21 protein-coding genes and 1 pseudogene are annotated in these 24,244 nt (G+C 66.8%); 10 read left to right on the top strand and 12 right to left on the bottom strand.

What is annotated here, in order from left to right; all coding sequences use genetic code 11:
* Positions 1–38 precede the first annotated feature (38 nt).
* Positions 39–743: an NUDIX hydrolase gene (locus tag OG474_RS41645; protein ID WP_405059186.1), complete on the bottom strand. Its 705-nt coding sequence runs from the start codon at positions 741–743 to the stop codon at positions 39–41.
* Positions 744–812: 69 nt separating this feature from the next.
* Between OG474_RS41645 and nadC the strand changes: the two genes are divergently transcribed.
* The 4 genes from nadC (at position 813) to OG474_RS41665 (ending at position 4,691) form a co-directional block, all read left to right on the top strand.
* Entirely contained in the window at positions 813–1,679 is an 867-nt protein-coding gene (gene nadC, locus OG474_RS41650) for a carboxylating nicotinate-nucleotide diphosphorylase (protein WP_405059187.1), read from the top strand.
* Between the two features lie 74 nt (positions 1,680–1,753).
* A complete protein-coding gene (gene nadA / locus OG474_RS41655; protein ID WP_405059188.1) occupies positions 1,754–2,716 on the top strand; it encodes a quinolinate synthase NadA in 963 nt (320 codons plus the stop codon).
* Positions 2,713–4,215, top strand: a complete 1,503-nt coding sequence (gene nadB / locus OG474_RS41660; protein ID WP_405059189.1) for an L-aspartate oxidase — start codon at positions 2,713–2,715, stop codon at positions 4,213–4,215. Before nadA ends, nadB begins: the two co-directional genes overlap by 4 nt.
* A gap of 44 nt (positions 4,216–4,259) precedes the next feature.
* Positions 4,260–4,691 (top strand): hypothetical protein, encoded by a 432-nt coding sequence (locus OG474_RS41665; RefSeq protein WP_405059190.1) that lies wholly within the window; start codon positions 4,260–4,262, stop codon positions 4,689–4,691.
* Between the two features lie 147 nt (positions 4,692–4,838).
* On the opposite strand, the gene OG474_RS41670 is transcribed toward OG474_RS41665, so the two are convergent.
* Positions 4,839–6,494 (bottom strand): cyclic peptide export ABC transporter, encoded by a 1,656-nt coding sequence (locus OG474_RS41670; protein ID WP_405059191.1) that lies wholly within the window; start codon positions 6,492–6,494, stop codon positions 4,839–4,841.
* A 37-nt stretch (positions 6,495–6,531) separates the two neighbouring features.
* Positions 6,532–7,050 carry a condensation domain-containing protein gene (locus OG474_RS41675; RefSeq protein ID WP_405059192.1) on the bottom strand — a complete coding sequence of 173 codons (519 nt, stop codon included), beginning with the start codon at positions 7,048–7,050 and terminating at the stop codon, positions 6,532–6,534.
* 9 nt (positions 7,051–7,059) lie between these two features.
* Here OG474_RS41675 and OG474_RS41680 point away from each other — a divergent pair, with 9 nt between their 5' ends.
* Together OG474_RS41680 and OG474_RS41685 are read left to right on the top strand one after the other, a co-directional pair.
* Positions 7,060–7,728: an aminotransferase class III-fold pyridoxal phosphate-dependent enzyme gene (locus OG474_RS41680; RefSeq protein WP_405059193.1), complete on the top strand. Its 669-nt coding sequence runs from the start codon at positions 7,060–7,062 to the stop codon at positions 7,726–7,728.
* Between the two features lie 180 nt (positions 7,729–7,908).
* Positions 7,909–8,079, top strand: coding sequence for a hypothetical protein (locus tag OG474_RS41685; protein ID WP_405064692.1), 171 nt, complete (start codon positions 7,909–7,911; stop codon positions 8,077–8,079).
* Between the two features lie 96 nt (positions 8,080–8,175).
* Here OG474_RS41685 and OG474_RS41690 read toward each other — a convergent pair whose 3' ends face one another.
* The 4 genes and pseudogenes from OG474_RS41690 to OG474_RS41705 form a co-directional block, all read right to left on the bottom strand.
* Positions 8,176–8,997: a phosphotransferase enzyme family protein gene (locus tag OG474_RS41690; RefSeq protein WP_405059194.1), complete on the bottom strand. Its 822-nt coding sequence runs from the start codon at positions 8,995–8,997 to the stop codon at positions 8,176–8,178.
* A gap of 203 nt (positions 8,998–9,200) precedes the next feature.
* Positions 9,201–9,638: pseudogene (rnhA, locus tag OG474_RS41695) on the bottom strand (ribonuclease HI); the annotation flags it as partial.
* A 91-nt stretch (positions 9,639–9,729) separates the two neighbouring features.
* A complete protein-coding gene (locus OG474_RS41700; RefSeq protein ID WP_405059195.1) occupies positions 9,730–11,148 on the bottom strand; it encodes a hypothetical protein in 1,419 nt (472 codons plus the stop codon).
* A 122-nt stretch (positions 11,149–11,270) separates the two neighbouring features.
* Positions 11,271–12,227 carry a GlxA family transcriptional regulator gene (locus OG474_RS41705; RefSeq protein WP_405059196.1) on the bottom strand — a complete coding sequence of 319 codons (957 nt, stop codon included), beginning with the start codon at positions 12,225–12,227 and terminating at the stop codon, positions 11,271–11,273.
* A 242-nt stretch (positions 12,228–12,469) separates the two neighbouring features.
* Here OG474_RS41705 and OG474_RS41710 point away from each other — a divergent pair, with 242 nt between their 5' ends.
* From OG474_RS41710 to OG474_RS41720, 3 genes are all read left to right on the top strand, one after another.
* Complete coding sequence (locus OG474_RS41710) at positions 12,470–12,937, top strand: hypothetical protein (RefSeq protein ID WP_405059197.1); 468 nt, start codon at positions 12,470–12,472, stop codon at positions 12,935–12,937.
* Positions 12,934–13,197 (top strand): hypothetical protein, encoded by a 264-nt coding sequence (locus tag OG474_RS41715; RefSeq protein ID WP_405059198.1) that lies wholly within the window; start codon positions 12,934–12,936, stop codon positions 13,195–13,197. The genes OG474_RS41710 and OG474_RS41715 overlap by 4 nt, the downstream gene beginning before the upstream one ends.
* Positions 13,198–13,265: 68 nt before the next feature.
* On the top strand, positions 13,266–13,973 hold the full coding sequence (locus tag OG474_RS41720) for a hypothetical protein (RefSeq protein ID WP_405059199.1): 708 nt from the start codon (positions 13,266–13,268) through the stop codon (positions 13,971–13,973).
* 10 nt (positions 13,974–13,983) lie between these two features.
* On the opposite strand, the gene OG474_RS41725 is transcribed toward OG474_RS41720, so the two are convergent.
* The 5 genes from OG474_RS41725 to OG474_RS41745 all read right to left on the bottom strand — a co-directional run bounded on the left by OG474_RS41725 (position 13,984) and on the right by OG474_RS41745 (position 20,612).
* Entirely contained in the window at positions 13,984–14,688 is a 705-nt protein-coding gene (locus tag OG474_RS41725; protein ID WP_405059200.1) for a hypothetical protein, read from the bottom strand.
* A 15-nt stretch (positions 14,689–14,703) separates the two neighbouring features.
* Positions 14,704–17,730 (bottom strand): CHAT domain-containing protein, encoded by a 3,027-nt coding sequence (locus tag OG474_RS41730; protein WP_405059201.1) that lies wholly within the window; start codon positions 17,728–17,730, stop codon positions 14,704–14,706.
* A complete protein-coding gene (locus tag OG474_RS41735; protein WP_405059202.1) occupies positions 17,727–18,776 on the bottom strand; it encodes a hypothetical protein in 1,050 nt (349 codons plus the stop codon). Before OG474_RS41735 ends, OG474_RS41730 begins: the two co-directional genes overlap by 4 nt.
* Positions 18,763–19,491 (bottom strand): hypothetical protein, encoded by a 729-nt coding sequence (locus tag OG474_RS41740; protein ID WP_405059203.1) that lies wholly within the window; start codon positions 19,489–19,491, stop codon positions 18,763–18,765. The genes OG474_RS41735 and OG474_RS41740 overlap by 14 nt, the downstream gene beginning before the upstream one ends.
* Before the next feature lie 119 nt (positions 19,492–19,610).
* Positions 19,611–20,612 (bottom strand): LuxR C-terminal-related transcriptional regulator, encoded by a 1,002-nt coding sequence (locus OG474_RS41745; protein ID WP_405059204.1) that lies wholly within the window; start codon positions 20,610–20,612, stop codon positions 19,611–19,613.
* A 209-nt stretch (positions 20,613–20,821) separates the two neighbouring features.
* Between OG474_RS41745 and OG474_RS41750 the strand changes: the two genes are divergently transcribed.
* Complete coding sequence (locus OG474_RS41750; protein WP_405059205.1) at positions 20,822–24,232, top strand: LamG-like jellyroll fold domain-containing protein; 3,411 nt, start codon at positions 20,822–20,824, stop codon at positions 24,230–24,232.
* Positions 24,233–24,244: the final 12 nt, after the last annotated feature.

Here is a 24,244-nt window from a genome sequence, read left to right on the forward strand (position 1 = left end):
CTGAACCAGCCGTTCGACGACGCGCTGCAGGACATGCGTCAGCGTGGTGGGCGGAGTACTGCGAACGGATCGGTGACGGTCAGCTCGCGGGCGACGAACTTGTAGACGGTCGCGGGACGGCCCCCGCTCTGGCCGGGGCCGGCTCGGCGTTCGGTGGGTTCGATCACGTGCCTGCGGGTCAGAACACGGGTGAGATTGGTGGCTCCGAGCTCGTAGCCGAGTGCGGCACCGAACAGATCACGGAGCTCCGCAATGGTGAACTCCAGCGGAGCCAGCGCGAACCCGATGTTCGTGTAGGAGAGTTTCGCGCGTAACCGCGCGACCGCGGCGTCGATGAAGTAGTGGTGGTCGAACGCGGTCCGCGGCAGGTCGTCGACGGGGTGCCACTGCGTGTCGGACGGAAGCTTCGGCTGTACGTCGGACGGCACCAGGCCCAGGTAGGCCGTCGCCAGCACGCGGGCGCGCGGATCGCGATCGATCGCACTGTGCGTGGCCAGCTGTTCGAGGTGCGCGACGTCGCGAACGTCGACCTTCGTCGCGAGGTGCCCGGTGATGGCGTCCCGGAGTCGCTCGGTTGGCTCGACACCACCGCCGGGAAGCGCCCAGCGGCCGTGGAACGGGCTGCGTGCACGTTTCCACAGCAGCACGCACAACCTGCCGTCGCGAACGGACATGACCACGGCGAGCACCTCGTGCGAGTAGCTGGGGAAGTTAACCGGATCACCTTTCTTGGCTGTGGGCACGAGGCCGATGGTAGCGTGCAACTCAGTTATCGCCTCGGAGGCGAAAACATGACAGGGAGCGGGCAGCAGATGCAACTGACGACGGAGACGGTCTGGACCGCGGTGGCGGCCGCACTGCTCGAGGACCGCGCGGGAGACGATGTCACCACCCGATGGAGCGTCCCGGAGGCGCTCGAGGCCGAGGCGACGATGATCGCCAAGCAGGCCGGTCGGGTCGCCGGCCTGACTGCCGTGAAGGAGGTGTACGCCGCCGTCGATCCCACCGTGAAGGTGCGAACGGCTGTTGCCGACGGTGATCCGGTTGTCCCGGGGCAGCCGCTGGCGTGGATCAGCGGCGCGGCGCGATCGATCATCACCGGCGAGCGGGTGGCGCTGAACTTCATCCAGCGGATGTCGGGCATCGCGACCCTCACGTCGGCGTTCGTCGCGGCGATCGGTGAGCGCCCGGTCGCGCTCCTCGACACCCGGAAGACAGCACCCGGCCTTCGGGCCATGGACAAGTACGCCGTGAGTTGCGGCGGCGGGACCAACCACCGGCTCGACCTGTCCGCCATGGTGCTGCTCAAGGAGAACCATCTCGCCGCGGCAGGTGGCGTCCTCCCGGCCGTTCGCCGGGTCCGGGACGGCATGGCCGCGGAAGGTGACGCCTTGGCCATCGAGGTCGAGGTCACCACCGCCGAGGAGGCCCGCGAAGCGCTGGACTGCCAGGTCGAGTGGATCCTGCTGGACAATATGCCGGTCGAGCAGATGGCCCTGATCGTCGAGCTGCGCAACACCTCCGGGTCCACGACCCGGCTCGAGGCCTCCGGCAACATCACCTTGGACACCATCGCGAATGTCGCCGGCACCGGCGTCGATGCTGTTTCGGTCGGCGCCCTGACCCACTCCCCCACCGCACTCGACATCAGCCTGCTGGTGACCCGCAGCCACGGGTGAACCGGGGCTCGTCAAGGCATCACCATGCCCAGTTATCGCTTGTCAAGCGAAAACCTCGTGAAGGAAGGACCGTTGTGACTACCAGCTGGCAGGAAGAGGTACGGCGCCTCGCCCAGGAGCGAGACGCGGTGATTCTCGCCCACAACTATCAGGAACCGGCGATCCAGGACGTAGCCGACCATGTCGGCGACTCACTCGCACTGTCGCGCATCGCGGCCACTACCGAGGCGTCCACGATCGTGTTCTGCGGCGTCCACTTCATGGCCGAGACGGCCAAACTTCTGAGCCCCGGCAAGACCGTACTGATCCCGACGGCCAAGGCAGGCTGCTCACTGGCGGACACCATCGACGCCGACCAGTTACGGGCCTGGAAGGCCGAACACCCCGGGGCGGTTGTCGTTGCCTATGTCAACACCAGCGCGGCGGTGAAGGCCGAGGCCGACATCTGCTGCACCTCGTCCAACGCGGTGGAGGTGGTGAACTCGATTCCGGCGGATCAGCCGGTCCTGTTCCTGCCCGACCAGTTCCTCGGCGCACACGTCCGGCGACAGACCGGCCGGGACAACATCGAGGTGTGGATGGGCGAGTGCCATGTGCATGCCGGCATCAGCGCGGCCGACCTGCGCGCTCAGGTGGCCGCCGATCCCGCGGCCGAGGTTCTCGTGCACCCCGAGTGCGGCTGCGCGTCATCGGCTATCTGGCTCGCCGGCGTGGGTGATCTTCCGGCCGACCGGACCCACATCCTCTCCACCGCCGGCATGCTGGAGACCGCCCGCGGCCTGACGGCGAAGACGGCTCTGGTCGCGACCGAGATCGGCATGCTCCATCAGCTACGCAAGGTCAACCAGCGGACGACATTCGTGCCGGTGAACCCGAAGGCCTCGTGCCGCTTCATGAAGATGATCACCCCGGAACTGCTGTTGCGCTGTCTGCGCGAAGGACGCGACGAGATCCAGCTACCGCCCGAGATCGCCGAGCGGGCCCGGCGTTCGGTCGAGCGAATGGTTGCCATCGGCAAGCCTGCGGGTACTCGATGACGCGCGTGGCCGATGTCGTTGTCATCGGCTCCGGTGTGGCGGGCATGTCCGCCGCGCTAGGTCTCGCGGCGACCCGTCAGGTGATCCTGCTCAGTGCCGGCGACGGCAGCACGCCCTGGGCGCAGGGTGGCATCTCAGCCGCGTACGGCGAGGACGATCCGCTCGACCACGCGCACGACACCGAGGTCGCAGGCGCCGGTTTCTGCGACCCCCGGAATGTCCGTGCGCTGGTCGAGGAGGGACCGCAGCGGCTTGCTGAACTCATCGCTCACGGGGCCCGCTTCGACCGTGACGGTGCCGGCTCGCTGTCGAGGACGCTGGAAGGCGGCCACAGTCGCCGCCGGATCGTGCACGCAGGCGGCGACGCCACCGGTGCCGAGGTTCATCGCGCACTCCTCGGCGCCCTGCAGCGAAGCAGCGTTCAGACGGTGACCGGGCGTACCGTCGGTCTGCTTCAGTCGGAGTCCGGAAGGGTGGTCGGGGTGCTCGTCGAGACGGGCACCGAGCGCAGGCAGATCGAGGCGCGCGCCGTCGTACTGGCCACCGGCGGTATCGGCAATGCCTACCTGGCCAGCACCAATCCCGCGACCGTGCGCGGTGACGGGATCGCCTTGGCCCTGCGAGCCGGCGCGTCGCTGGTGGACATGGAGTTCGTCCAGTTCCACCCGACCGCGCTCCACACCGGTGCGACCAGCGGCCAGTTGCCCTTGGTCACCGAGGCTGTCCGCGGCGAAGGCGCCGTACTGCGCGACGTTCACGGCCGCCGGATCATGGCCGGACGGCATCCGCGCGCCGACCTCGCCCCGCGAGACGTCGTCGCTCGGGCGATCGAGGCGACGATGCGCCGCGACGGATCGGACCATGTCTGGCTCGATGCGACAGCTGTCGCGCCGGACGTACTCCGGAAGCGGTTCCCGACCGTACTGGCATCGTGCGCACGCATCGGCGTCGACCTGTTGTCCGAGCAGATCCCGGTCGCTCCGGCCGAACACTTCCTGTGCGGTGGCGTTCGAACCGATCGCAACGGCGCAACCGACGTACCCGGCCTCTACGCAGTGGGCGAGGTCGCCGCGACCGGCGTCCACGGCGCCAACCGGCTCGCCTCGAACAGCCTGCTGGAAGGACTTGTCTTCGGGCGACGCGTCGCAACGGCTCTGACCCTCGACCTGCCCGCGAAGGACTTCGGCCGCGTCCGTGAGCTCGTGCTCGGCGACGATCGTCAGCCGGAGCGGATCCGCGCGACCCTCAGCAGGTACGGCGGCATCCGTCGCGACGGCGCCGGTCTGAACGCCGCCGCGGACGAGCTCGACACCTTGGGCACCGGACCGCTCGCGACGGTAGCGCGGGCCGTCGTCGCCGCGGCGACCGCACGCCAAGACAGCCGCGGCTGCCACTGGCGTTCCGACCATCCACACACCGACGACCGATGGGACAAGCACACACTCGTACGTCTCGACCAACAAGGCCACCCGACCACCCGCCAACTTCTCTCGGCGTGAGTGAGTCGCGGCGGCCGGCTCCTGAGGATCTTTATGCTCGAGAAATGACAGAAGGTAGATCAATGGCCGCTGGAAAGACTCGCACTCCGGCTGGAACCGCCGTCTGGGCCCTGGCGGCGATCGTCGCCGCCGCTGCCGTGTACTTGGCGTTGCTTGGCTGGCACGCCGAAAAGACCCTCGACCCAGCGACCGGCAACGAGACCGGACCGTACGAAGCGTGGCAGGTCATTGTCCTCGCGGTCGTCATCGCGATCCTGGCAGCAATCATCGGTAGCGCGAGCAGGGCACCGCTGGCGATCGTCACCATCCCGCTGACATTGACGCTGACGTTCGCCGTTGATGCTGCTACCGCTAGCGACGCGGACGGCCTCTGGGCGGTCGGCGCCCTCCTTGTGCTGATCGGTTCCGCCGCCGGAGTCGCAGTTGTCTCCTTGCTCTTCCAGCGTTACGCATCGCGGGACCTGAACAGCCGGTGAGCTCGGCGAGCTCCTGAGCGAGGTCCAAGCCGGCCGCGCGGAGGTAGCCGTACGAAAGCTCGATATCTGCCCCCGTGATCGCCTTACGCTCATCGTCGCCTTGGCGGCGCAAGGCAGTGAGCGTGCACGGCTGTTCGGAATGAATCGTCATTGGACGTTCCGGCTGGTGCCCGAGCTGCCCGGGAGCGGAGAAGCGAACTCTTCGGCGGGGCCGCTGTAGACGACGTTTCCACGCTCGAGCTTGAGGACCTGATCGGCACAGCCGAAGTACCGGTCGTCATGGGTGATGGCGATGATCAGCTTGCCGCGCTCCCGCAAGGCAGGCAGGAGGGTCGTGTAGAAGACTTGGCGGAACTCGGGGTCCTGATCGGCCGCCCATTCGTCCAGGAACAGTATCGGCCGATCCTCGAGGATGACGGTGGCCAGCGCCAGCCGCTTGCGTTGCCCGGTCGACAAAGCCAGTGTCGAGAACGCGTCCCCGTGCAGCTCGACCCGATCGGTCAGCCCGAGCGAGGCGAGCAACTCGTCCGGAGCGATCGGGTCGCGCCGGCCATCCGCTCGGGCGATCGTCGGGAACAGGTGGCCATCGGAGAAGACGGCTCCGACATGCTCGCGGAGGACAGTCGGATCGATCGCACCGGCCGAACCGCCAAGTGAGACCTCACCTGCGTCAGCATGGTAGAGGCCGCAGATCAACTTACCCAGCGTCGTCTTGCCACTGCCGTTGCCACCGACAATGAAGGTGATGCTCCCCGGCTGGAAGGTGAGGTCTACAGGACCGACAGTGAATGGTCGCGAACCAGGCTCCGGCGAGTAGGCGTAGCTGACTCCGGTCAGTCGGAGCCCGCCTGAACCGTCGGGCTCGGCAGCGTTGCCGGCCGCCGTCTCCGGTTCGGCCGGTAGGTCGAGCGAGCGGATCTTGTCGAGTGAGATGCCCGCTCGCGACAGCACTGGCACGATGTTGATCAGCGTCACCAATGGTGTGTTGAGATAGAGGAACGCGATCGTGAAACCGGCCAGGTCCTCCTTGCTGACACCGACCTGTGGGCCCACGAAGAGCATCACTCCGATGATGGCCAGAAACAGCAGTTGTCCCCACGATCCTGCGATCGTCTGGAGGCTCGCGCCACGCACCGACTCGCGCACGATGTTGCGACCGACCTGGTCCAGCTGTCCACGCAGTATTCGCTCGCGGATGGCGTTGAGCTTCAGTTCCTTGTTACCGGCCGTGACACTCGCCAGGTGTTCGTGCTGCTCGTCCTGATACTCGCGGGCTTGTGCCAGGTGACCCTTGGCACTCCGCATCGGAATGAGGTAGAGGCCGATCGCAAGTGCGAGTACGACGATCAGGAGCAGCATGATCATCGGCGAGATGAATCCGACGTACAGCAACGCGCCGCAGACGATGGCCGTGTTGACGAACAGCAGCGGTACGGTTTGGACCGCGCCCGCGATCGCAGTCACGTCGTCCGACAGCATGGCGAGAAGTCTGCCTTGACCGAGTTGCTCGACCTGTCGCAGTTCGGCGTGGACGATCCGGATACACAGCTCCAGCCGCATCGCGTGCACAGTCTGCTGGGCGAGCCGAATCAAAAGAATCGCCGACGCCGCACCGGCGATGAGCACGACGATCGTCGCTGCGCTGAACGAGACGACCGATCCGGCATCGGTGTCGCCGGCGAGAGAATGCTGCAACACAGTGACGATCGCAAGGGTCGCTGCGCCCGATACCAGGCCCGCGAGCGCAGCCAGTACGACGACCCATCGCGCTTGGCGCAACAACAACGAGATGACGGCTGTCATGAAGGCGATCCTCCTCTGGACGGCTGCTTGGTAGCAGTCAGGTTGCCGACGAAGTCGCGCCGCAGCGACCGGCCTGACGACCTGTGATCATCGAGCTGAACGCGGATTCGTCGCTCGGCAGGTAGTTGAACGAAGCGTCGAAGAACGGCGGCCGTCCAGGGGCGACGCCTGCCCCGGAGAAGTGCTGGGCCAGCAGCCCGACCGGATACTGCTGCACCCTACGGATGCCTTTGAGCTGGACGCGCAACTGCTCGACGCAGTCGGCCAACGGTGTGTCCGGTCCGCCATGGACGAAGACCGGGAGGGAGTTGATGAAACAACCGGATGTTCTGGCGTGCTCCGCGGTGCGCAGGCTGCGGAGGACACCGATGGCCACCGGATCCCTGCCGCCTGGTCGGGCGAGAGCTCGCGCCCATTCCGCCAGCATCACAACATTGACTGGTACGCGGAGCTCGCGCGCGCAGACTTGAAGTTCCGCAGCGTCCGCCTGGTCGACTGTCACCGGCAGCATGGCGATCCTCCCTTCGGCGCGACCGTCGGGAAGGATCGGATCCATCGGACGCGCTTGCCTGGTCCTGGGGAGAAGCGTTCGCCCATCAAGACCGATGACTTTCCGGCGTTCGACTGGCCAAGAGTTCCCAGTCCGGCTGTATATTATGCCGAGGAATGGGAATCTCCCGACCTTCTCGGACAAGAACTCGCCGCTCTTCGGACAGCGCGTGAACTCCTCGATCGGTACGGGTCCGAGATCGCATGCTTTGTCTACGAGCCGATCCAGGGCGAAGGAGGCGATCGTCACCTTCGACCTCAGTTCCTCAGCGCCATGGAGCTACCTTGCGCCGATCACGACGTACTCACGATCTCTGAGGTCGTCGAGTCCGAAGGTCTATTTGCGCGTGCTGCCGATCTGGGATCTCATCTCCTGACCGAACTTCGGCGTCTTGGCGGCGAGTTTCCGCAGATCTTGTCACGCCCTCGCGGACAAGGCCTGCTGTGCGCGATCACGGTCGCATCCCGTGAACAGCGCGATACCTTGCTGCGAATCACGCGTGAGCGCTACAAATGTCTGCTTCTGCCGAGCGGTGAGAGAGAGATTCGCTGGCGCCCTGCCCTCACCGTCACCCAGCCGGAGATTGCCGACGCACTGACCAGTTTGCGCCGCGCACTGCAGGAGCTGACGAATAGAACTCGGCAGCAGGACGAAGGTCAGTACCTCAGCCCCCGGCGACATTGATCCGTTGACCGGTCGGCTCAGTCATCAAGTTCGACTCCGTCCCAGCTTGCCCGTTGCGCGCCGTCGAGGTCGTCCACGACCGTGCATCTCGGCCGGCAGCCTTCGTTGCCAGTGACTGCACGATCGTGCGTTGAGACCCCGCGCAACGTTGCATGATCGGAAAACAGGTGACGGGCAAGCGTGCTTGGATCCCGGGCGACCAAAGCCCCCAAGGATCTGGAATCCCACTTCCGCTGGCACGGCGACGCCTTCACCGACGGCCAGATCATCGACACCATCACCCCACGCACCGGGCACCACAAGAACGCGGCCAGCGACCCGTTCATCCGCCTCCTGCCGTGCATCAAATAGTTGACGACGCTTGTGACACCGCCCATGGCACAACGGCGGTGAGGACCGGCCTGCGCTGAGAGGTGTCAGGCGCATGCCGCGCGGGGCGCTTCGGCGCTAGCGGCGTTGGGCGGCCAGGCGGCGTACGGTCGCTAGGGCTTGGTTGGTTTGCCGCGTTTGGCCTGTGCGTAGGTGCCACTCGGCCATGATGAGTTGGATGGCGATCATCAGTGGGTCGATTGCGGCCAGTTCGGCAGGGCTGAGGGGTTCCTCGGACTGGTAGCCGGAGAGGAAGTGTGTGGAGGGGCCCAGGCCGACGGAGAGGTAGTAGGCGAGGTCGTAGACGCGTGGTCCGGTGGGCAGGTGGTCGAGGTCCACGAAGCCTGTGACCCGGCCTCGATCGGTGAGGATATTGCCTGGATGGCAGTCGCCGTGGATTCGCTGGACGGGCAGCTCTCCTACCAATGATGTGAGCTCCTTGCGGAGCGACTCGACCAGCGTGGTCAGGTCCGCCGCAAGTGTTTCCAGTGGGGGCCAGGCTTCGTCGAAGGTGCGTTCGATGGGACGAATCTCCCAGGAGTCGACCTCGTACGGGCATTCCGCCAAGGCACGCTGCAGGCGGGCGATCGCCGCACCGATCTCGAACTGAAGCGAGTCTTCGTCAGCTGACGGGCCCGCTCGTAGCTCCGGCGTAAGGACAAACGAGCTGTCGCCGACCGTTGCCCAGATCCTGCCGTCGTCTGTCGGTACGGGCAGAGCGACGGGGATCCCCTGCGCCGCGAGGTACGACAAGACCCTGAACTCCGCCACCAGTCGGGTGACATCGCGGCCTTTGATCAGCCAGTTCCCCGCCGACCACATCCGGTCCGGCACCACCTGAACCACGTCAGCGCCACCCAACACGCTCCGCCAAGCGACTGGCACCTGTGGGTTGATCACTTGAACGACGCTAGCCCCACCCATCAGCCGCTGACCACTGAGTTTCAGGTGGCCGCAACGTCGGCCCGAGCCCTCGGGTGGCCAGTCGTGGCTTCTGCGAGCTAGTCGAAGAGGCTGGGTTCTGGGTCGGGTTGGATCGGAGCCGGCCGGGATCTCGTACTGGACTGGGCGCCTGGTTGGATCACCACATGTCCAATTGCCTCCTCCAGCCCTTTTACTGCGAGGCGGTCGGCGCGCTCGTTCTCGGGATGCCCGGCGTGGCCTTTCACCCATAGCCACTCGACGTCGTGTCGGGCGTTCGCCTGCTCCAGGCGTTGCCACAGGTCGGCGTTCTTGACCGGCAACTTGGCTGACGTCCGCCAGCCGTTCAGCTTCCACTTCGGCAGCCACTGGGTGATGCCGTTCCGCACGTAGGTGCTGTCGGTGTGGAGCTTCACCAGTTCGCCGTCGCGGGTCAGCCCCTCCAGGGCCATGATCGGAGCCATCAGCTCCATCCGATTGTTGGTGGTCTCCGCCGGCTCTCCGCCGTACAGCTCCTTCTCGTGCTCGCCGTACCGCAGCACCACACCCCACCCACCAGGACCCGGATTGGGACTGCACGCCCCGTCGGTGAAGATCTCAACAAGCCGCTTGTCAGTCACCGCCGAACCCTATCGCCGAGGTCGAGACCTCAAGCCGAACGGTCGGCAACGACGCGCCGACAGGCGTCAAGCCTCGTCGGGCGCTGTCGGCTCACTTCAGCTGCTGGACGACAGCCGGGACCAGTGATTCGAGCTTGGCCAGCACGGCTGCGTCTTCGGGAGCCGGTGTCGGCCCTTCCTTGGTCGTGAAGAGGTCGTACTCGATGGAGAGTTGGCTCTTCTCGCCCAAGCCGATCCGGAAGACGTGGCTGTCGCCGTATCCTCGGGTCTGCTCGGCGGGGTGTCCGGCAATGGTGAGCGCCGGCGGCGGGTCGGCTGGGAAGGTATCGCCTGAGCTGCTGATCACGACCTTCAGCCGCTCGCCGCCCTCGAGGAAATGGCAGCGGTGCCCGGCGACCACCGGCTTCAGTCGCTCACCGAACCGCTCGCGCACCTGGTCGGCTGCGATCGCGCAGAGGACGTGCGGATCGGCCTGAGCCTTGGAGTGGAGTTCGGCAGCCTTCGGTTTGTCGGCAGAGGTGTACGGCTCGCAGTCCTGGAAGTCCGCACGGAACTCGACGAACGCGCATCCGCCAGGAGCAGCCTGCTCCGGCTCGTTCGGGCGCAAGTACAGCGGCGTCTGAACCCGGCTGGACGGCGACGGCGTGCGGAGCAGACCGGTCACGGTGGTGGCGAGCTTCGTCGCTTCCGGGCAGGTCGGAGCTGCCAGGACGATGCGCTGAAAGGCCGGACGCGGGTCCTGAAGACCGGTCGGCCCCTCGTCCATCGTGAGCATGCACTCAGCGCCCGACGACTTCAGCCCAGCTGTCCGCCCGGCGATAGTCACCCGCTCGCGGTAGTCCTTGGGGTCGAACGCAAGTACGCCGTACTGCAACTGAAGCCGGGCTTTGCCGGTCATCTCGCACCGATCCAGCGCCTGCGGGTACGGCGGTTGCTCCATGCCGAGCGCTCGCCCCAACAGGCCACACGCATCCCATCGGCCAGGCCCAGGGCCGGGCGGTTTCGCAAGCAGTGGAACGGCGGCAGCGGCGAAGGCGCGGACCTGTGCGCAGTTCACCTTGGTGGGCTGCTGTGCGCCGCGATCTGCGAACTTGATTGCGAACCGAAAGCTGACCGGAATCACCAGCTCGCAGTTGCCGTTCGACAGCAGGTAGCCGACCGCATCGCCGAGGACCAACCGCTCGCGTCCCCGCCACCGCTCGTACCCGAGATAAGGGGTCAGCAGGTCGACCTGCACCGATCCCGCCCGGTTGTTCCGGACCGTGCAGGTCGACGGCGACGGCTGGGTAAACGGCTGACCAGCCGCGAAGCCGGGCGCCTTGGCTCGCGCCGGGTCGATCAGCATGCAGGCGTCGAGGCGACTCAGCGCGGCAAGGACCGTGCCCAGCTCGCGATCCGGATTCGTCGGCACCGGAGACCGCTTCGGCCCAGGCGGCGTCGCGTCTCCCGTACTGCAACTGCCGACGACGAGCATTGCCATCACCACAACGATCCCGGCCAACGCACGCATGGCCGCGAACCTAGCGTGGGCCTGTCTGGTCTGGCAATTGTTCTCAGCTTGGTCATGGTCATGCTCAGGTCCTGAGCGGTCGCCGCCGAGATACCAGCGCCTCGCGCTCAAAGGCGCCGCCACTATGGTGCTGCGGGAACTGCCGGCCTGAAGGTTCGGCGGTAGGCGCCCGGGTTGACTCCGACGGTCTGCGCGAAGAGCGCGCGGAAGTTGCTGGCGGTCGGGAACCCGACTTTGTCGGCGATCCGCTCGACGGTCTGATCCGTCGTCTCGAGGAGCTCCTGGGCGTGCCGGATCCGGACGCCGGTCAGCCACTGGATCGGACTCTGCCCGGTCTCCTCCGCGAACCGCCGTGCCAGCGTGCGCACACTCATTCCCGCGGCGACGCTGATGTCGGTCAGGGTCAACCGGCGATGAGCGTGCTCCTCGATCCACTCCAGGACCCGCTCGAGGTTCGCAGTCTGCAGCGTCGGCCGGTTGCGCAAGATGTACTGCGCTTGCCCGCCCGTCCGATGCAACGGCGCGACGGCGAGCCGCGCGGCATCCGCCGCGACCGCGACACCGTAGTCGCTCTCGACCACGTGCAGGCACATATCAAGACCCGCGGACGCACCGGCCGATGTCAGAATCGATCCGTTGTCGGTGTAGAGAACATCCGGATCGACCCGAACGGCCGGGTACTCCCCCGCCAACCGGTCGGTGGCCAGCCAATGGGTGGTCGCAACCTTCCCGTCGAGCAGACCCGCCTCGGCCAAGCTGAACGCACCCACACAGATCGACGCCACTCGCGTGCCCCTGGCCACGGCCGCCCGTAGCGCGTCGAGCACCGCCGGCTCGGTGGGAGCCGCCGCATCGTTACGACCTGGTACGACGATCAGGTCCGCCCGCTCGAGGATGTCGAGGCCGGAGCCGGGTGTGATCCGCATCGGCCCAGCCTCGACCGACGGCTCGTTGCCGGCGACGACGACGCGGTATCCCGCGCGTCCGTCCGGCAGCCGAACCTGGCCGAACAGCTGAACAGGCGTGGCCAGATCGAAGGCAATCACATCCTGCAGTGCGAGAACAGCGACCAGGTGCATCGTCCGATGATAGCCGGATCACTGATCTTTCAGGGGGTGGCCAGATTCAGGCAGTTTGTGTCTCGATAGCCGATAGCGGATTCTGCGGGTCGGGCCGAGGATGTCCAGGTAGTCACTCCCCCTGAAAGGATTCTCATGCCACGGCCGCGCGCACAGTTCGTCCTCTTCGACGGATTCGGTCTCTATCTGCTCGAACGTGAATTCGGTCCGCGCAACGTCGGCGCCGTACCGGCCGTCAACGTATGACCGGGTTCCTGCTCTCGGTCCACGTCCTCGCCGCGATCCTTGCCGTCGGCCCCGTCGCGATCGCCGCCAGCATGTTTCCCCGCGCGGCTCGCAGCGCGTTCGACCACCCGCACGACGCACGTGGAGCTGCCACCATCCAGATCCTGCACCGCATCACTCGCGTGTACAGCGTGATCGCGATCTTCGTCCCGGTCTTCGGCCTCGCCACCGGCGCCAGTCTCGGCGTCCTCGGTGACACCTGGCTGATCATCTCGATGGTCCTGACCGCCGGCGCCGCAGCAGTTCTCATCGGACTGATCCTGCCCGGCCAGCGCCAACTGCTGGCCGGCCTCGGCCAGGGCCACGACCTCGATCGAGGCGACCGTCGGCTGGGCATGCAGACCGGAATCTTCAACCTGCTCTGGGCAATCGTCGTCGTCCTGATGATCTATCGCCCAGGCTCAACCACCGGAGCCGGACTGTGACCCCGCAGCGTGCACTACACCTCATCGGCACCCTGGAGCTCGGCACGCTCATCCTCTTACTGGCGAACCTGGCCACCATCCACCACCCGTCGATCGCCGCCGCCCTCGGCCCGATCCACGGCCTCACCTACACCGCGACCATCATCATCGCCGTCCTGGTCCGCAACGGCCGCCACCGCATCTGGCTGCTTTCCCTCATCCCAGGCATCGGCGGACTCCTCGCCGCTCGAGCCACGGAACCGGTCGACAGCAAGTCGTGACCCGATTGGTCGCTAGGGTGCGCGGGCGACCGGACTGCTCCGGGGAGCATCTGTCCGGAGGGGGTTCCGTGATTTTGAACATCGCGAGTGCGGTCGGTTTGGTGTCGCTGGACGTCAGCTTCTTCGAGATTGGCGAGGCGCTGCCGACCATGCTCGCGCCGGTCCTGCTGATCGGCGGACTGATAGCGCTCCTCCGCATTCGCCGCGACAACACCGCGTTCGGCGCGCCGAACGGCCGGGTCAAGAACATTGCGACAGCGTGCGTCGCCGTCGGCGGATTGATCGTTCTCGGCAGCCTGTCGAGGTGGGCGTCGTCGATCAGCTTCGAGCCCGAGCGGCGGATCGTGATCGCCGAGACGGCCGGTGGGGTGCACCGCGTCGAGCTTGCGCCGCAGTACACCGTCGCACTGGAGCAGCAGCGGGGCGTGGCCGCAAAGGAAGACACCGACTTGCAGTACGGCGGATACGCACACCCCAACGGCGGCGAGGTCCCCGTGCTCTTCATCGGCCTCGAACAGAAGGATTCCGACCCGAGGAAGGCCATCACGGACTTCCTCGGCGGTATCGCGAAGGGCCGGGGTGAACAGCGGCGTGAGTTGACGGCGTACCCGGCCGGTGATCTGGGTGGTGAGGTGCGCTGCTCCGCCGGCTCCGAACTCCGCTGCGGCTGGGCGGACCGGAGCACCATCGGAGTGGTGATGGCAACCGGCTGCACCGAGGCGGAGCTCGCCGCGCTGCTCGTCAAGATGCGTACCGACCTCGAGCAGAAGAGGTAACTCGACGGCGTTACGTGTCGGTGCCTCGCCAGGTGCCGGCTTCTGGCTCGCCGAAGATGTATTCGGCGCCGGCCGGATAGTGCTTGTACGCGCCGAACCAATAGGTTGCGTGGTCGCCCTTCTTGGGGTCGGGCAGGTGTGGAGGGTCCAGGAGCTGCTCGAAACCGGGGATTGCGGTCGGCGGCAAGGTGCCCCGCGCGAGGTGGTGGCCGGCGAGGCGCCGAACGATCTGACGGGCGAGCTCCGCGCTGTCGTCAGTTCGGTTCAGCAAGAACCGTAGGGTGCAGTCGATCGGCATCTCGGCGCCGCCTTCCGGTTGTTCCATCCCGACGACCAACTCGCACTCGTTCAGGAAGCTCTGCCGAGGCCGGTAGCCGACCGAGTGGATCCACGGATACCGCAGATGCCCGACCCTTCTGGTCCGTGCGTCGATCGGCTTGTCCACGACGACCACCAGTCGGGCGTCGGTCAGGTAGAGGCTGACGTCGAAGTACCGCCAGTCCGTCTCCTGGTTAACCCGCAGGTTGAACCCGTTCAGCGACATCCGCGCGCGGATCCAGCTCACGCCACGGACCGCGATCGGACCGACCACCTCTCCGTCGTACTCCGCGAAGTGCACCGACCCGTCCGCGTCCAGCCCCGGATACATCTGGTCGTACTTCGTGGCGATACTGCCGTGCACCTGCTTGGCCATCATGCCGAACAGTCCAGCCATGCTCGAGCTCCTCTCTCAGATAGTCCTGTACGCCGATGCGCCCGCGCGGCCGAGGCCGACGTACGCGTAGGCGAGGAAGACCAACGGGGTCGAGCCGCGACCGTCCAGCCACCGATCGAGTTCGGCCCGCTGGATCGCGCGCAACGCCCGGGCAGGCTCGAGCCGGAAGCGCATCGAGTCGACCAGCGCCCGGTCGATCCGCGGGGTGTGGGCGGTATCGGGGATGTCGTACAAGGTGCAGAACACGTGCCGCGCACCGCCGTACACCATCGCCGCCCCGAGCCCCAGCCACTCGGGCGCGTCGACGAGACCGGGCGGCCCGTCGAAGTACAGTCCGATGCTCCTGCATCCGGCCAGTACCACCTGCTCGGGTATGGGATAGCGCGGCGTCCCGGCATCGGTCGTCTCGTACAGATCGTGAAGCCCGAACGGCCCGTCCGCGAAGACGAAACCGGTGCTGCCGGGATCGTCCGGATCCAGAGCCTCGACGTGGCCGGCCAGGAAGAGCACGGAGTCCGCCTTCGAGCCGGCCAACGCCGCGGCGAGCGCACCCTTCTCCAGAGGGCCAGTGATCGTGCGCTCCGCCAGCGGCGGATCCGAAACGGCGAACTCCAAGTCGGACGCCTCCGGGGCCGTGTCAGGCGCCAGTACGGCGAGGACCTCAAGAGGTTCATCCGTCACGTCGGCGCGAGTCAGCTGGGAACGACGTTCTGCCAGCAGCGCAACGGATGGGAGATGTGCGACATAGCCGACGTCGAGCAGATGACGACCCTCGCCGAGCGACAGAGCCGCGATCGGAATCAGCGCCAGCGATGCGGTCGGCGCCACCACGATCTGCAGGAGCTCGCCGTGCGCGGCGTGCCGAAGCGGCAGTGGGATCAGCGCATCCCCAAGGTCCTCGAACAACCGCGACAACAGGTCACCGACCGAACCACCAGGCAGTATCTGGTCGGCAGACGACACTCCCAACGCCTCGTCCTGTTCCGCACCGTCCGGCTGCTCTACCGGCAGATAACGCAACAGCGCGCCGAACGACGGCTCGAGTTCGCTGAACGGCCGCCGCTCCGCGAACCAGGTCCCGGCCGGCGACCGGACCGCGTGATAGACCCACTCACCAACCTTGGCGAAACTCCAGTACCACCCGCGCGGAAACATCGCATCGAGCTCGCGTTCGAGCTCGATGGTGTCCTCAGCATCGCCACCGACCCATGAAGCGCCCGACACCAGAATGGTCCGGTCGGTCTGCAACGGGTCGGTTCTAGACGGTACGGCGTCCTTCAGCAGCCCGGCGCCCAGCGGCAACCCTGTTGCTGTCAGCAAGGAATCGAAGGCCGCCCGCAGCAACGCCCCCGGCGTACCGGTCTCGAGGGGAATCGCCTGTGCCCGGACCGTTTCCAGTAGCTCGGCGACGAGCTCGCCGTCGGATTCCGCCAGCTCCAGCGCCAAGGCATAGGTGTGGGCATGCAGAGCGAGCCAGTGTGCACGCCATTGTGCGGTCGGCAGCTGATAGCGCACTCGCTGGACAACGTTCAGACTCTCCAGCGCGTTGCCGAGTGCCTCTTCTCGTTGCCCGGTCCCCGCCCGGACGCGAGCAAGGACCGCGTAGGCCTGGGCTTCCAGCAGCGGTTCGGCCGAGCGGCTGAGATGCCGCAACGCGTTATCAGCCAACTCGGCCGGGAGGTCGTAGCGAGCCGGATCCGACTCGTCCACCTCGACATCGTCCGGATATTGGTCCGGGTGTTCCACGATGTCCAGATAAAGCGTTGCCAGCAGCAACGTCTCGGCGACGCGGTCTGCGATCGCGTCCCCGATCTCCACGGTTCCCTGCGTGACCTCGTGCTCGGCATGCAGCTGAACCACGACACCGACAGTGTTCCCGGCCTGGTGCATCAGCCGCAGGAGGTAGTTCTCGGTCTTGCGGAGAAGGACAGGATCGCCTCGACGGACAGCCCGCCGACGGACGTCGTACAGGGTCCGTAGACCGAGCAGACAGCGCTCCGGGTCGCCGAGATCGGCGGTCTGGGCTTCGATCAACCGTAGTTCGGCGCGTATCAGCCAGAAGGCAGCGCGGCGACTCCTGGTCAGCAGCTCGACCGATTCCGCCCAGCGGCGCTCGGCTGCTCCCAGCTGACCTGCCGCGAGGAGGACGTCTCCCGACTGCAGCGCACACCACCCACGGATTGCCTCCGGTGCCGAATCCGCCAGCTCCCTGGCCTCCTCGGACAACCGCAGGGCCTCGGAGAACTCGAGCCGGCCGATCGCGACGAGAGCCCGGCACTGCACCAGCACAGGACGCAGTACGGCGGGCGCCCGGTCGAACACGTCGTCGATGAAGAACGGCGCGCGGGCCCGCTCCTCATGGGTGGCCTTCGCGACCGCGAGCAGGACCGACGAGGCGTTGCGATCCCACAACGCCCGGGTCAGGAAGCCCCGGCCCAGGAAGCGCGCCGGACTGTCGACGATCCGCACCTGGATGAGACCGAACCGGACGAACCACAGGAACAGCCGGACCACCCCGCAGACGCCGGCCGCGAACGCGAAGTACAAGAGGTTCGAGATGTTGTTCCAGGCAACTATGCCGAGAACGGCGACGGTCAGCGGAAAGGCGAACCGGCCGCGCCACAGGGTCAGCGGCCAGGCGAGGACAAGCAACAGTCCGACCGCTCCGATGCCGAGTCCGAGCAGCATCGCCGCCGTACAGAGAAGGACGATCACCAGCAACCTCACCGCCAGCGAGTTCCAGAACATCGCCTGATCGAGGGCGGTGACCACATCGCAGCGATAGGTCCCGATCCGGTTCCGCCCGGTCCGGTAGGCGCGCTGAAGGCGGATCGAGAGCGCCTGTTCGCTCAGCAGTCCGAGGCGGTCCAGAAGACCCACCGTCGAGGCCGGGTTGCTGAACCCGGACAGCGGTACGACGACATCGGTGATCACGTCGTCGCCATCGTTCAGGTTGCGATGCGTCAGCCAGTCGCGCAGCTCGGCCGGGCTCGCGGTGAACGGGTCGAACACCGAGGCGTCCAGGCCCGAGACGTCGCTCACTGCGCCGCCAGCTTCCCGGTCGCCTTCATCGCATGGAACCAGTTGGCCGCGCTTGCGTTGATCCGGCCGTCCCGCCGCAACTCCCGCGGTCCGACCATCGGGTCCGCCACATCGGCCCTGACCTCCAGCAGCGCGAACCGGCCTTCGATCGTGATGAGCAGCGCCACCAGGAACGCTCCGATCGCGAGCCACCACGGAGTTCCGAGCAACAACGAGCCCACCGTCAGTCCAACGATCAGCAGCATCCGCAACGAGACGGGCGCCTTGGCCCGGGGAATCGGAGCAATCAGCCAGATGGCGGCCCAGAAACTGACCGTGAACATCACCACCACGACAGCCGCGAGTTGGATCAGCGCGACGGCTCCCAGGGCGAGATGCCACCACAGATGCATCCGCACCAGATAGAGGTGGACCGGCGAGCCGAGTTCGGCGGTACCTGCTTGCTGAGAACGCAGACTGATCGAGCGTGCCTTCCGGGGACCGAGGTCCTTCGTCAGGTTCTCGAAGTGGTGCGCAGCGGGACGAGCCGAGCGGCCGGGCGACAGGATCGGCCCGCGAGCCCTGGCCTGGCGATCAGTCGGTGATACGTAGTACCGGACGGTCATCGCTGCTCGGACCACGTCGCGCAACGTGATGCCTGACTGCTTGATGTACTGCGCGAGTTCCTCGTCGTCGACACAGTGCTCGAGGCAGGCCAGCAGGAGGTGGACTGTATCGGCCGTCTCGTCGCCGGTTCTCGTCGTCCAGTAGGCAAGCCGATCGAGGACGGCGGCGGCTTCCATCGTCCGGCCCATCGTGCGCGGCGTCGCCGAGATGTTCAGCTTCGCTGTGGTCGCCGCGAACTCCGCAACGACTACCTCCTCCATGAAGTGGTAGAAGCCAAGGCCTCGCAATGTCAGCCGTGCGCGGCAGGTGAGGTCGTCGGAAAAGATCGTGCAGAGCAAGAGGTATTCGACGTCGACATCACATTCGTCGTCGTACGCCCTGGCCCGCGCGACGGCGATGCAATGATCGAGGGCAGCCGTCGTCCGGCTACTCGTCGGCATCGAGGTCGTCCCAGCCGAGTTCGGTCAGTTGGAGCTTGTCGGTCCGGTAGACCAACGACGTACCGGTCAGGCGTTTGCGGAACTGGGCGGCCCCGAACAGTGGCGTCGTGCCGTCGGCCGCGAGGACCCGGACGGCCATCTCGCCGGTCGAGGCGAAACCGGCACGGACCGCGGCGGCGGCGAGCGGGATCGACGGACCGAGCGCGTCCGCCGACACGTTGAACTCCACCTTCGTGTCGCGGCCGGCGGCGACGAGGATCATGGTTGGGCCGGTGCGCTGGACGCTGGTCACCACGGCCCATTCCGGCTTCCAGATCTTCCGGACCCGGAGCGGAGCCAAGGCTTTCTCCAGCTTCGGCAGATCGGTGATCGACTCCCGGACAGCGTCCACAGCCTGGAAGAAGGTCGCGCCTTCCCGGCCGAAGCTGATCGAGACCATGCCACCTACCGGGGACGGCAGGACCGAGGCCTGAGCCTCGCCATCGACGGCCAGGTGCACCTGGCCCGCCGACGAGTACTCCAGCAGGACCGGCGCACCGGTCTCGTCCGGCAGCGACCGGACACCGAGCTCCGCGAGCGTGGTGACCTTCTCGAATTTGTCGCGCCGTAGGACGCCGACATCGCCCAGTTTCAAAGGAGTGTTGGGCGGCCAGCAGGCAAACTGGCCGAACCGCTGGTGCATCTCGTGGAGGTACCGGCTGTGGATCGCGGACAAGTCTTCGCTCCCGTCGGACGGACAGGATTCGACCTTCTCAGCCGGGTGCAGACCTGCCTATTGCCCGACGGACCAGCGCGAGCCTCACCGGGTCTCGTCCTGAGAACGATGCCGTCTGGTCACCGGGCGAGATACCGGCGTACGTCGTCGGCCACCTGGGCGCGACTGTCCAGTTCGTACTTGCGCAGGATCGTGCTGAGGTGCGACTTCACCGTGTTCAGGCTGATCCCCAGCTCGGTCGCGAGCTGGTCGTTGTCGTAACCCTCGACCAGCAGGACCGCAACGCCTTGCTGCGCTCCGGTGAGGCTGGTGAACCGGCGCTCCGGACCTTCGTCGACCTCCAGCATCATCTCGATCAGCTCGGACTGCGTCTGCTCCGCCGTCCTGATCAGCTCAGCCAGCTGGGTCTTGACCGGCTCAGCCATTTCGCCCCCAGCGAGCGCGTCCGAGGCCATCGTGCGCAACAGGGCGATCCTGTTCGACAGGTACTCCATGACGTGCTCGGAGGTGAGCGCGTTCGGAGTGTCCTCGCCGGCCGGCAGCAACCGCAATGCATTGCGGTCCTCGGTCTCGCGAGTGAGAACTCTGGCGATCATCCCGGCCAGCCACTCGAAGGCCCGTACGGCGTTGTCGTCGTAGCTGTCCGGCGCATAACTGTGCATCGAGACCATGCCGAAGAGCTGGTCGCGAGATCCGTCGTCGGCCGGACGGAAGAGCGGCACGGTGACGGCGTCGGCCGACTGCTTGCTGGTGTCGCCGCACGGTACGCCGACTTGCAGCACCGCGCCGTTGTCATAGGCGTAGCGGTAGGTCTGCCGCTGCTTGAGCAACCATGCGGTCTGGCCGCTCGGACCGAAGATGTGGGTCGCCGGATCGTCGAACTTGCCCGAGTCGTAGCCGTACGGGAAACGCACCCGGTTCGAGCCTTGCAGGAGTCCGACGTAGAACGTGTCGACGCGGGCGAGCTTCCCCGCCACCGCGCGGACGTAGTCGTACAACCCGTGGTGGTCGGTGCGGTACAGCGCCTCGATCTTGTGGAATGCCTCGCGCAGGATGATGGCCGTCTCCGCGTCGATGCGCAGCGAGCCGCTAGACGGCGCGACGGTTCTTCCGATCGGCACCCTCTCCCCCTCCTGCCCGCCGGAACTAGCACTATCCCGCGACTACAGCGCGTTGCCAAGAGCTGACCCCGGCCTTTCGAGCTCGCCGCAGGGGCACCGAATCCTTACCTGGCCTTGAGAGCGACGGCTGGTGCAGGTCGACATGCGCAGGTCTGTTGCCGGTACGCGCAGGATCGCGGGGCACTTCGTGGACGCGACAGTCTCGGATCGTGTTCCTTGACACGGAGAACTCCTTCGTCGCCGTGGAGGCCGTCATGCCGGGCAAGTCCACTCTGTCTGATCGATGTCGTGTTGCCGGAGCCGGTACGTCGCGGCGCCGGTCCCGTTTGCCGAAGGTGGCGATGAGCTGTGCGCTCGCTCTCCTCGGAAGTTTCTTGGTCGGCATCCCCTCGATGCCGGCTGCTTCAGCGACGGCGCTGGACGAGGTCAAGGCGCACGGGGTCGCCGCCAAGACCGGGCGTCAGGTCGAGGTCGACACGCTGACCACCGAGACCGGGCAGGTGTTCGCGAATCCGGACGGTTCGTTCACCCGGCACGAGTCGGCGTTGCCGGTCCGGGTCCGCCGGTCGTCCGGGTGGGTGCCGGTCGACATGACGTTGCAGGCCGGAACCGACGGAACGGTGGCACCCGTCGCCGGCCCGCTCGATCTCGCGTTCTCCGGGGGCGGCGAGACGCCCCTGGTGAGGCTTCGCCAAGACGGCCGTGAGCTGGCTGTCGCCTGGCCGGACAAACTCCCCCAGCCGGTGTTGGCCGGCGACACCGCGACCTACCGGGAGGTCTTCCCCGGTGTCGACCTCGTCCTGACTGCCTCGACCGCCGGTCTGTCGCAGATCCTGGTGGTCAAGAACGCGGCAGCCGCGGCGAACCCGGCCCTCGGATCGCTGCCGTATCGCCTGACCACCAAGGGTTTGGTCGTTCGTTCCACGGCAGCGGGTCTGACCGCGACCGATCCCGACGGCGAAGTCGTGTTCAGCGGACCCGCGCCGTACATGTGGGACTCGTCCGGTCGCGGGTCCGCCGTACAGCCCGGTGGCCGGGTCACGGCGGTCGGCGCCCGGGTCGCCGGGGATCAGCTGTCACTCGTGCCGGATCGGACGTTGCTGACCGCCAAGACGACCAAGTTCCCGGTCTACATCGACCCGTCGTGGTCCGGCGTCAAGCAGGCCTGGACGCAGGTGTGGAGCAACTACCCGACCACGTCGTTCTACAACGGCGCGAACCTCGGTACGTCGGAGAAGGTCGCTCGAGTGGGCTATGACGGCACGGACCAGAAGCGCACCCGCTCGTTCTTCCAGTTCGACACCAGCGGCGTGAAGTACAAGCACATCCTCAAGGCCACGCTGCAGACCTCGTCGAACTGGTCGTGGTCGTGCACGGTGCGCGAGGTGCAGGTGTGGGCGACCAACCCGATATCCTCGGCGACGACCTGGAAGAACCAGCCGACCTGGGCGTACCAGATGGAGAAGAAGAGCTTCGCGAAGGGCTTCTCCTCGTCGAGTTGTCCGGCCGGCGGGGTGGAGTTCAACGTGACCAGCCAGATCACGAACGCCGCGGCCAACGGCTGGGCCAACGTCACACAGGGACTTCGGGCGTCGACGTCGGCCGAGAGCAAGAGCGATGCGAACTCGTGGAAGAAGTTCGCCAACAACCCGAGCGTCACCATCGACTACAACACGATTCCCGACGGCCCGGCGAACCTCACCACCGAAGGCTCGGCGGCGTGTGTGACTGGTCCCGAGCGGCTGGTCGTGTCCACGGTGACGCCGACGCTTCGAGCGACTCTCCACGACGTGGACAACTCGGTCCAGGCGCACTTCGAGTGGTGGACGGCCGACGGTACGGCCCCTGCCGGGCAGTACGTCTCACCGGTCGTCGCGGGTGCGACGCCGACGGTCGTGGCGACCTCTGTCACATCAGGTGCCTTCGGCAACGGTGTGGTCGGCAAGTGGCGGGTGCGCGCCGAGGACGGCATCGACGTCAGCGCGTGGAGTCCGTGGTGTGAGTTCTCCGTGGATGACGCGGCACCTGAGGCACCCACGGCGGTGTCGTCGGGGTTCCCGGACAACGGGTCCGGGAACGCAGTGATGGGGACGGGCCTGCCGGTCACGTTCGGCGCGAACGGCGAGTCCGACGTGGTCCGGTACGAGTACACCCTCAACGGGACCTCGGCAGCGCTGAACCTGACCGCGACGCCGTCGCAGCCGGGTGGCGAGGTGGCGATTTCGGTACTGCCAGACCGGTACGTGAACTGGCTACATGTCCGCTCGGTCGATGCCGGAGGCAACCGTTCCGCGGTGGTGACAGCGGTGTTCTACGCCGCACCGGCGCCGGGGCCGGTCGCGGACTGGGGGCTGGACGAGACCGGTGACGGCACGGTGGCGGTCGACTCCGCGCCTGGCCGGCACGGCGCCACCCTGGGTGGCGGCACGTCCTGGGGCGACGGCCGGCAAGGTGGTGCCCTGACGCTCAACGGCACCACCGGGTACGCCGCGACGACCGGGTCGGTGGTCAACACGCTGAACTCGTTGTCCGTGTCGAGCTGGGTGCGGCTGACCGACATCTCACACAACGCCGTGGTGGCCAGCCAGGTCGGGAGCCAGGCCGGCGCCTTCACGTTGTCCTACTCGAGCTCCGCCCGGCGATGGATCTTCAGCCGGACCTCGGCCGATGTCGCCGCGCCGACGTACAGCAAGGCGATCTCCACCACGGTGCCCGCGGCGGACGGCAGGTGGGTGCACCTGACCGGTGTGTACGACGCGCCGAACGCCCAGATCCGGCTTTACGTCAACGGCGTGCTCGAGGCCACGACGGCGTACACCACGCCGTGGAACGCGGCCGGCTCGTTCCAGATCGGGCGGTCGAAGATCAACGGCGCGTACGGCGAGTACTGGCCGGGTGATCTGGACCAGCTGCAGGTGCACAACCGGGTGTTGCTGCCGGGCGAGATCCAGCAGGTGGCCCGGCGTGACGGTCATTGGCTGCTGGACGAGAGCTCCGGTACGACGGCCGCGGACGCCGCCGGCGCGCATCCGGCGAGCTGGTCGGCCAGCGGCGCGTCACGCGTGGCCGGCAAGAGCGGCAACGCGGTGCAGCTGAACGGCACCACCGGCGTACTGACGGCGTCGGGGCCGGCGGTCCGCACCGACGGCAGCTTCACGGCCGCGGCCTGGGTGAAGCCGTCCGCGGTCGGCAAGAACGAAGTAGTGATCAGTCAGGACGGCTCGCAGGTGAGCGGTTTCCGCCTGGGATACGTCTGGGACGACATGTACGGCGGTTACCGCTGGTCGGTGGCGATGCCGGTCGCGGACTCGGCGTCGGCGGAGGTGCACACGGCGGTCGGCCCGTTCGACGGGCCGGTAGCCGGTGAGTGGACGCACGTCGCGGCCGTGTACGACGCGAAGGACCAGACGTTGCGGCTGTACGTAGGCGGCCAGTTCGTGGCCGAGACCTATCACCGCAGTGCATGGCACGCGGCCGGGGCATCACGTTTCGGAGCGAGCTGGACGTCGGCGGCCGGTCTCCGCGACTACTTCACCGGCGCGATCGACGACGTACAGATGTATTCCGGTGTGCTCACCGATCAGCAGATTGCCGACTTGTACTTGCCGTCCCAGCTGTGACCCATCCGCCCC

Origin of the sequence: Kribbella sp. NBC_01505, assembly GCF_045040285.1 — a bacterium.
Lineage (GTDB): Bacteria > Actinomycetota > Actinomycetes > Propionibacteriales > Kribbellaceae > Kribbella.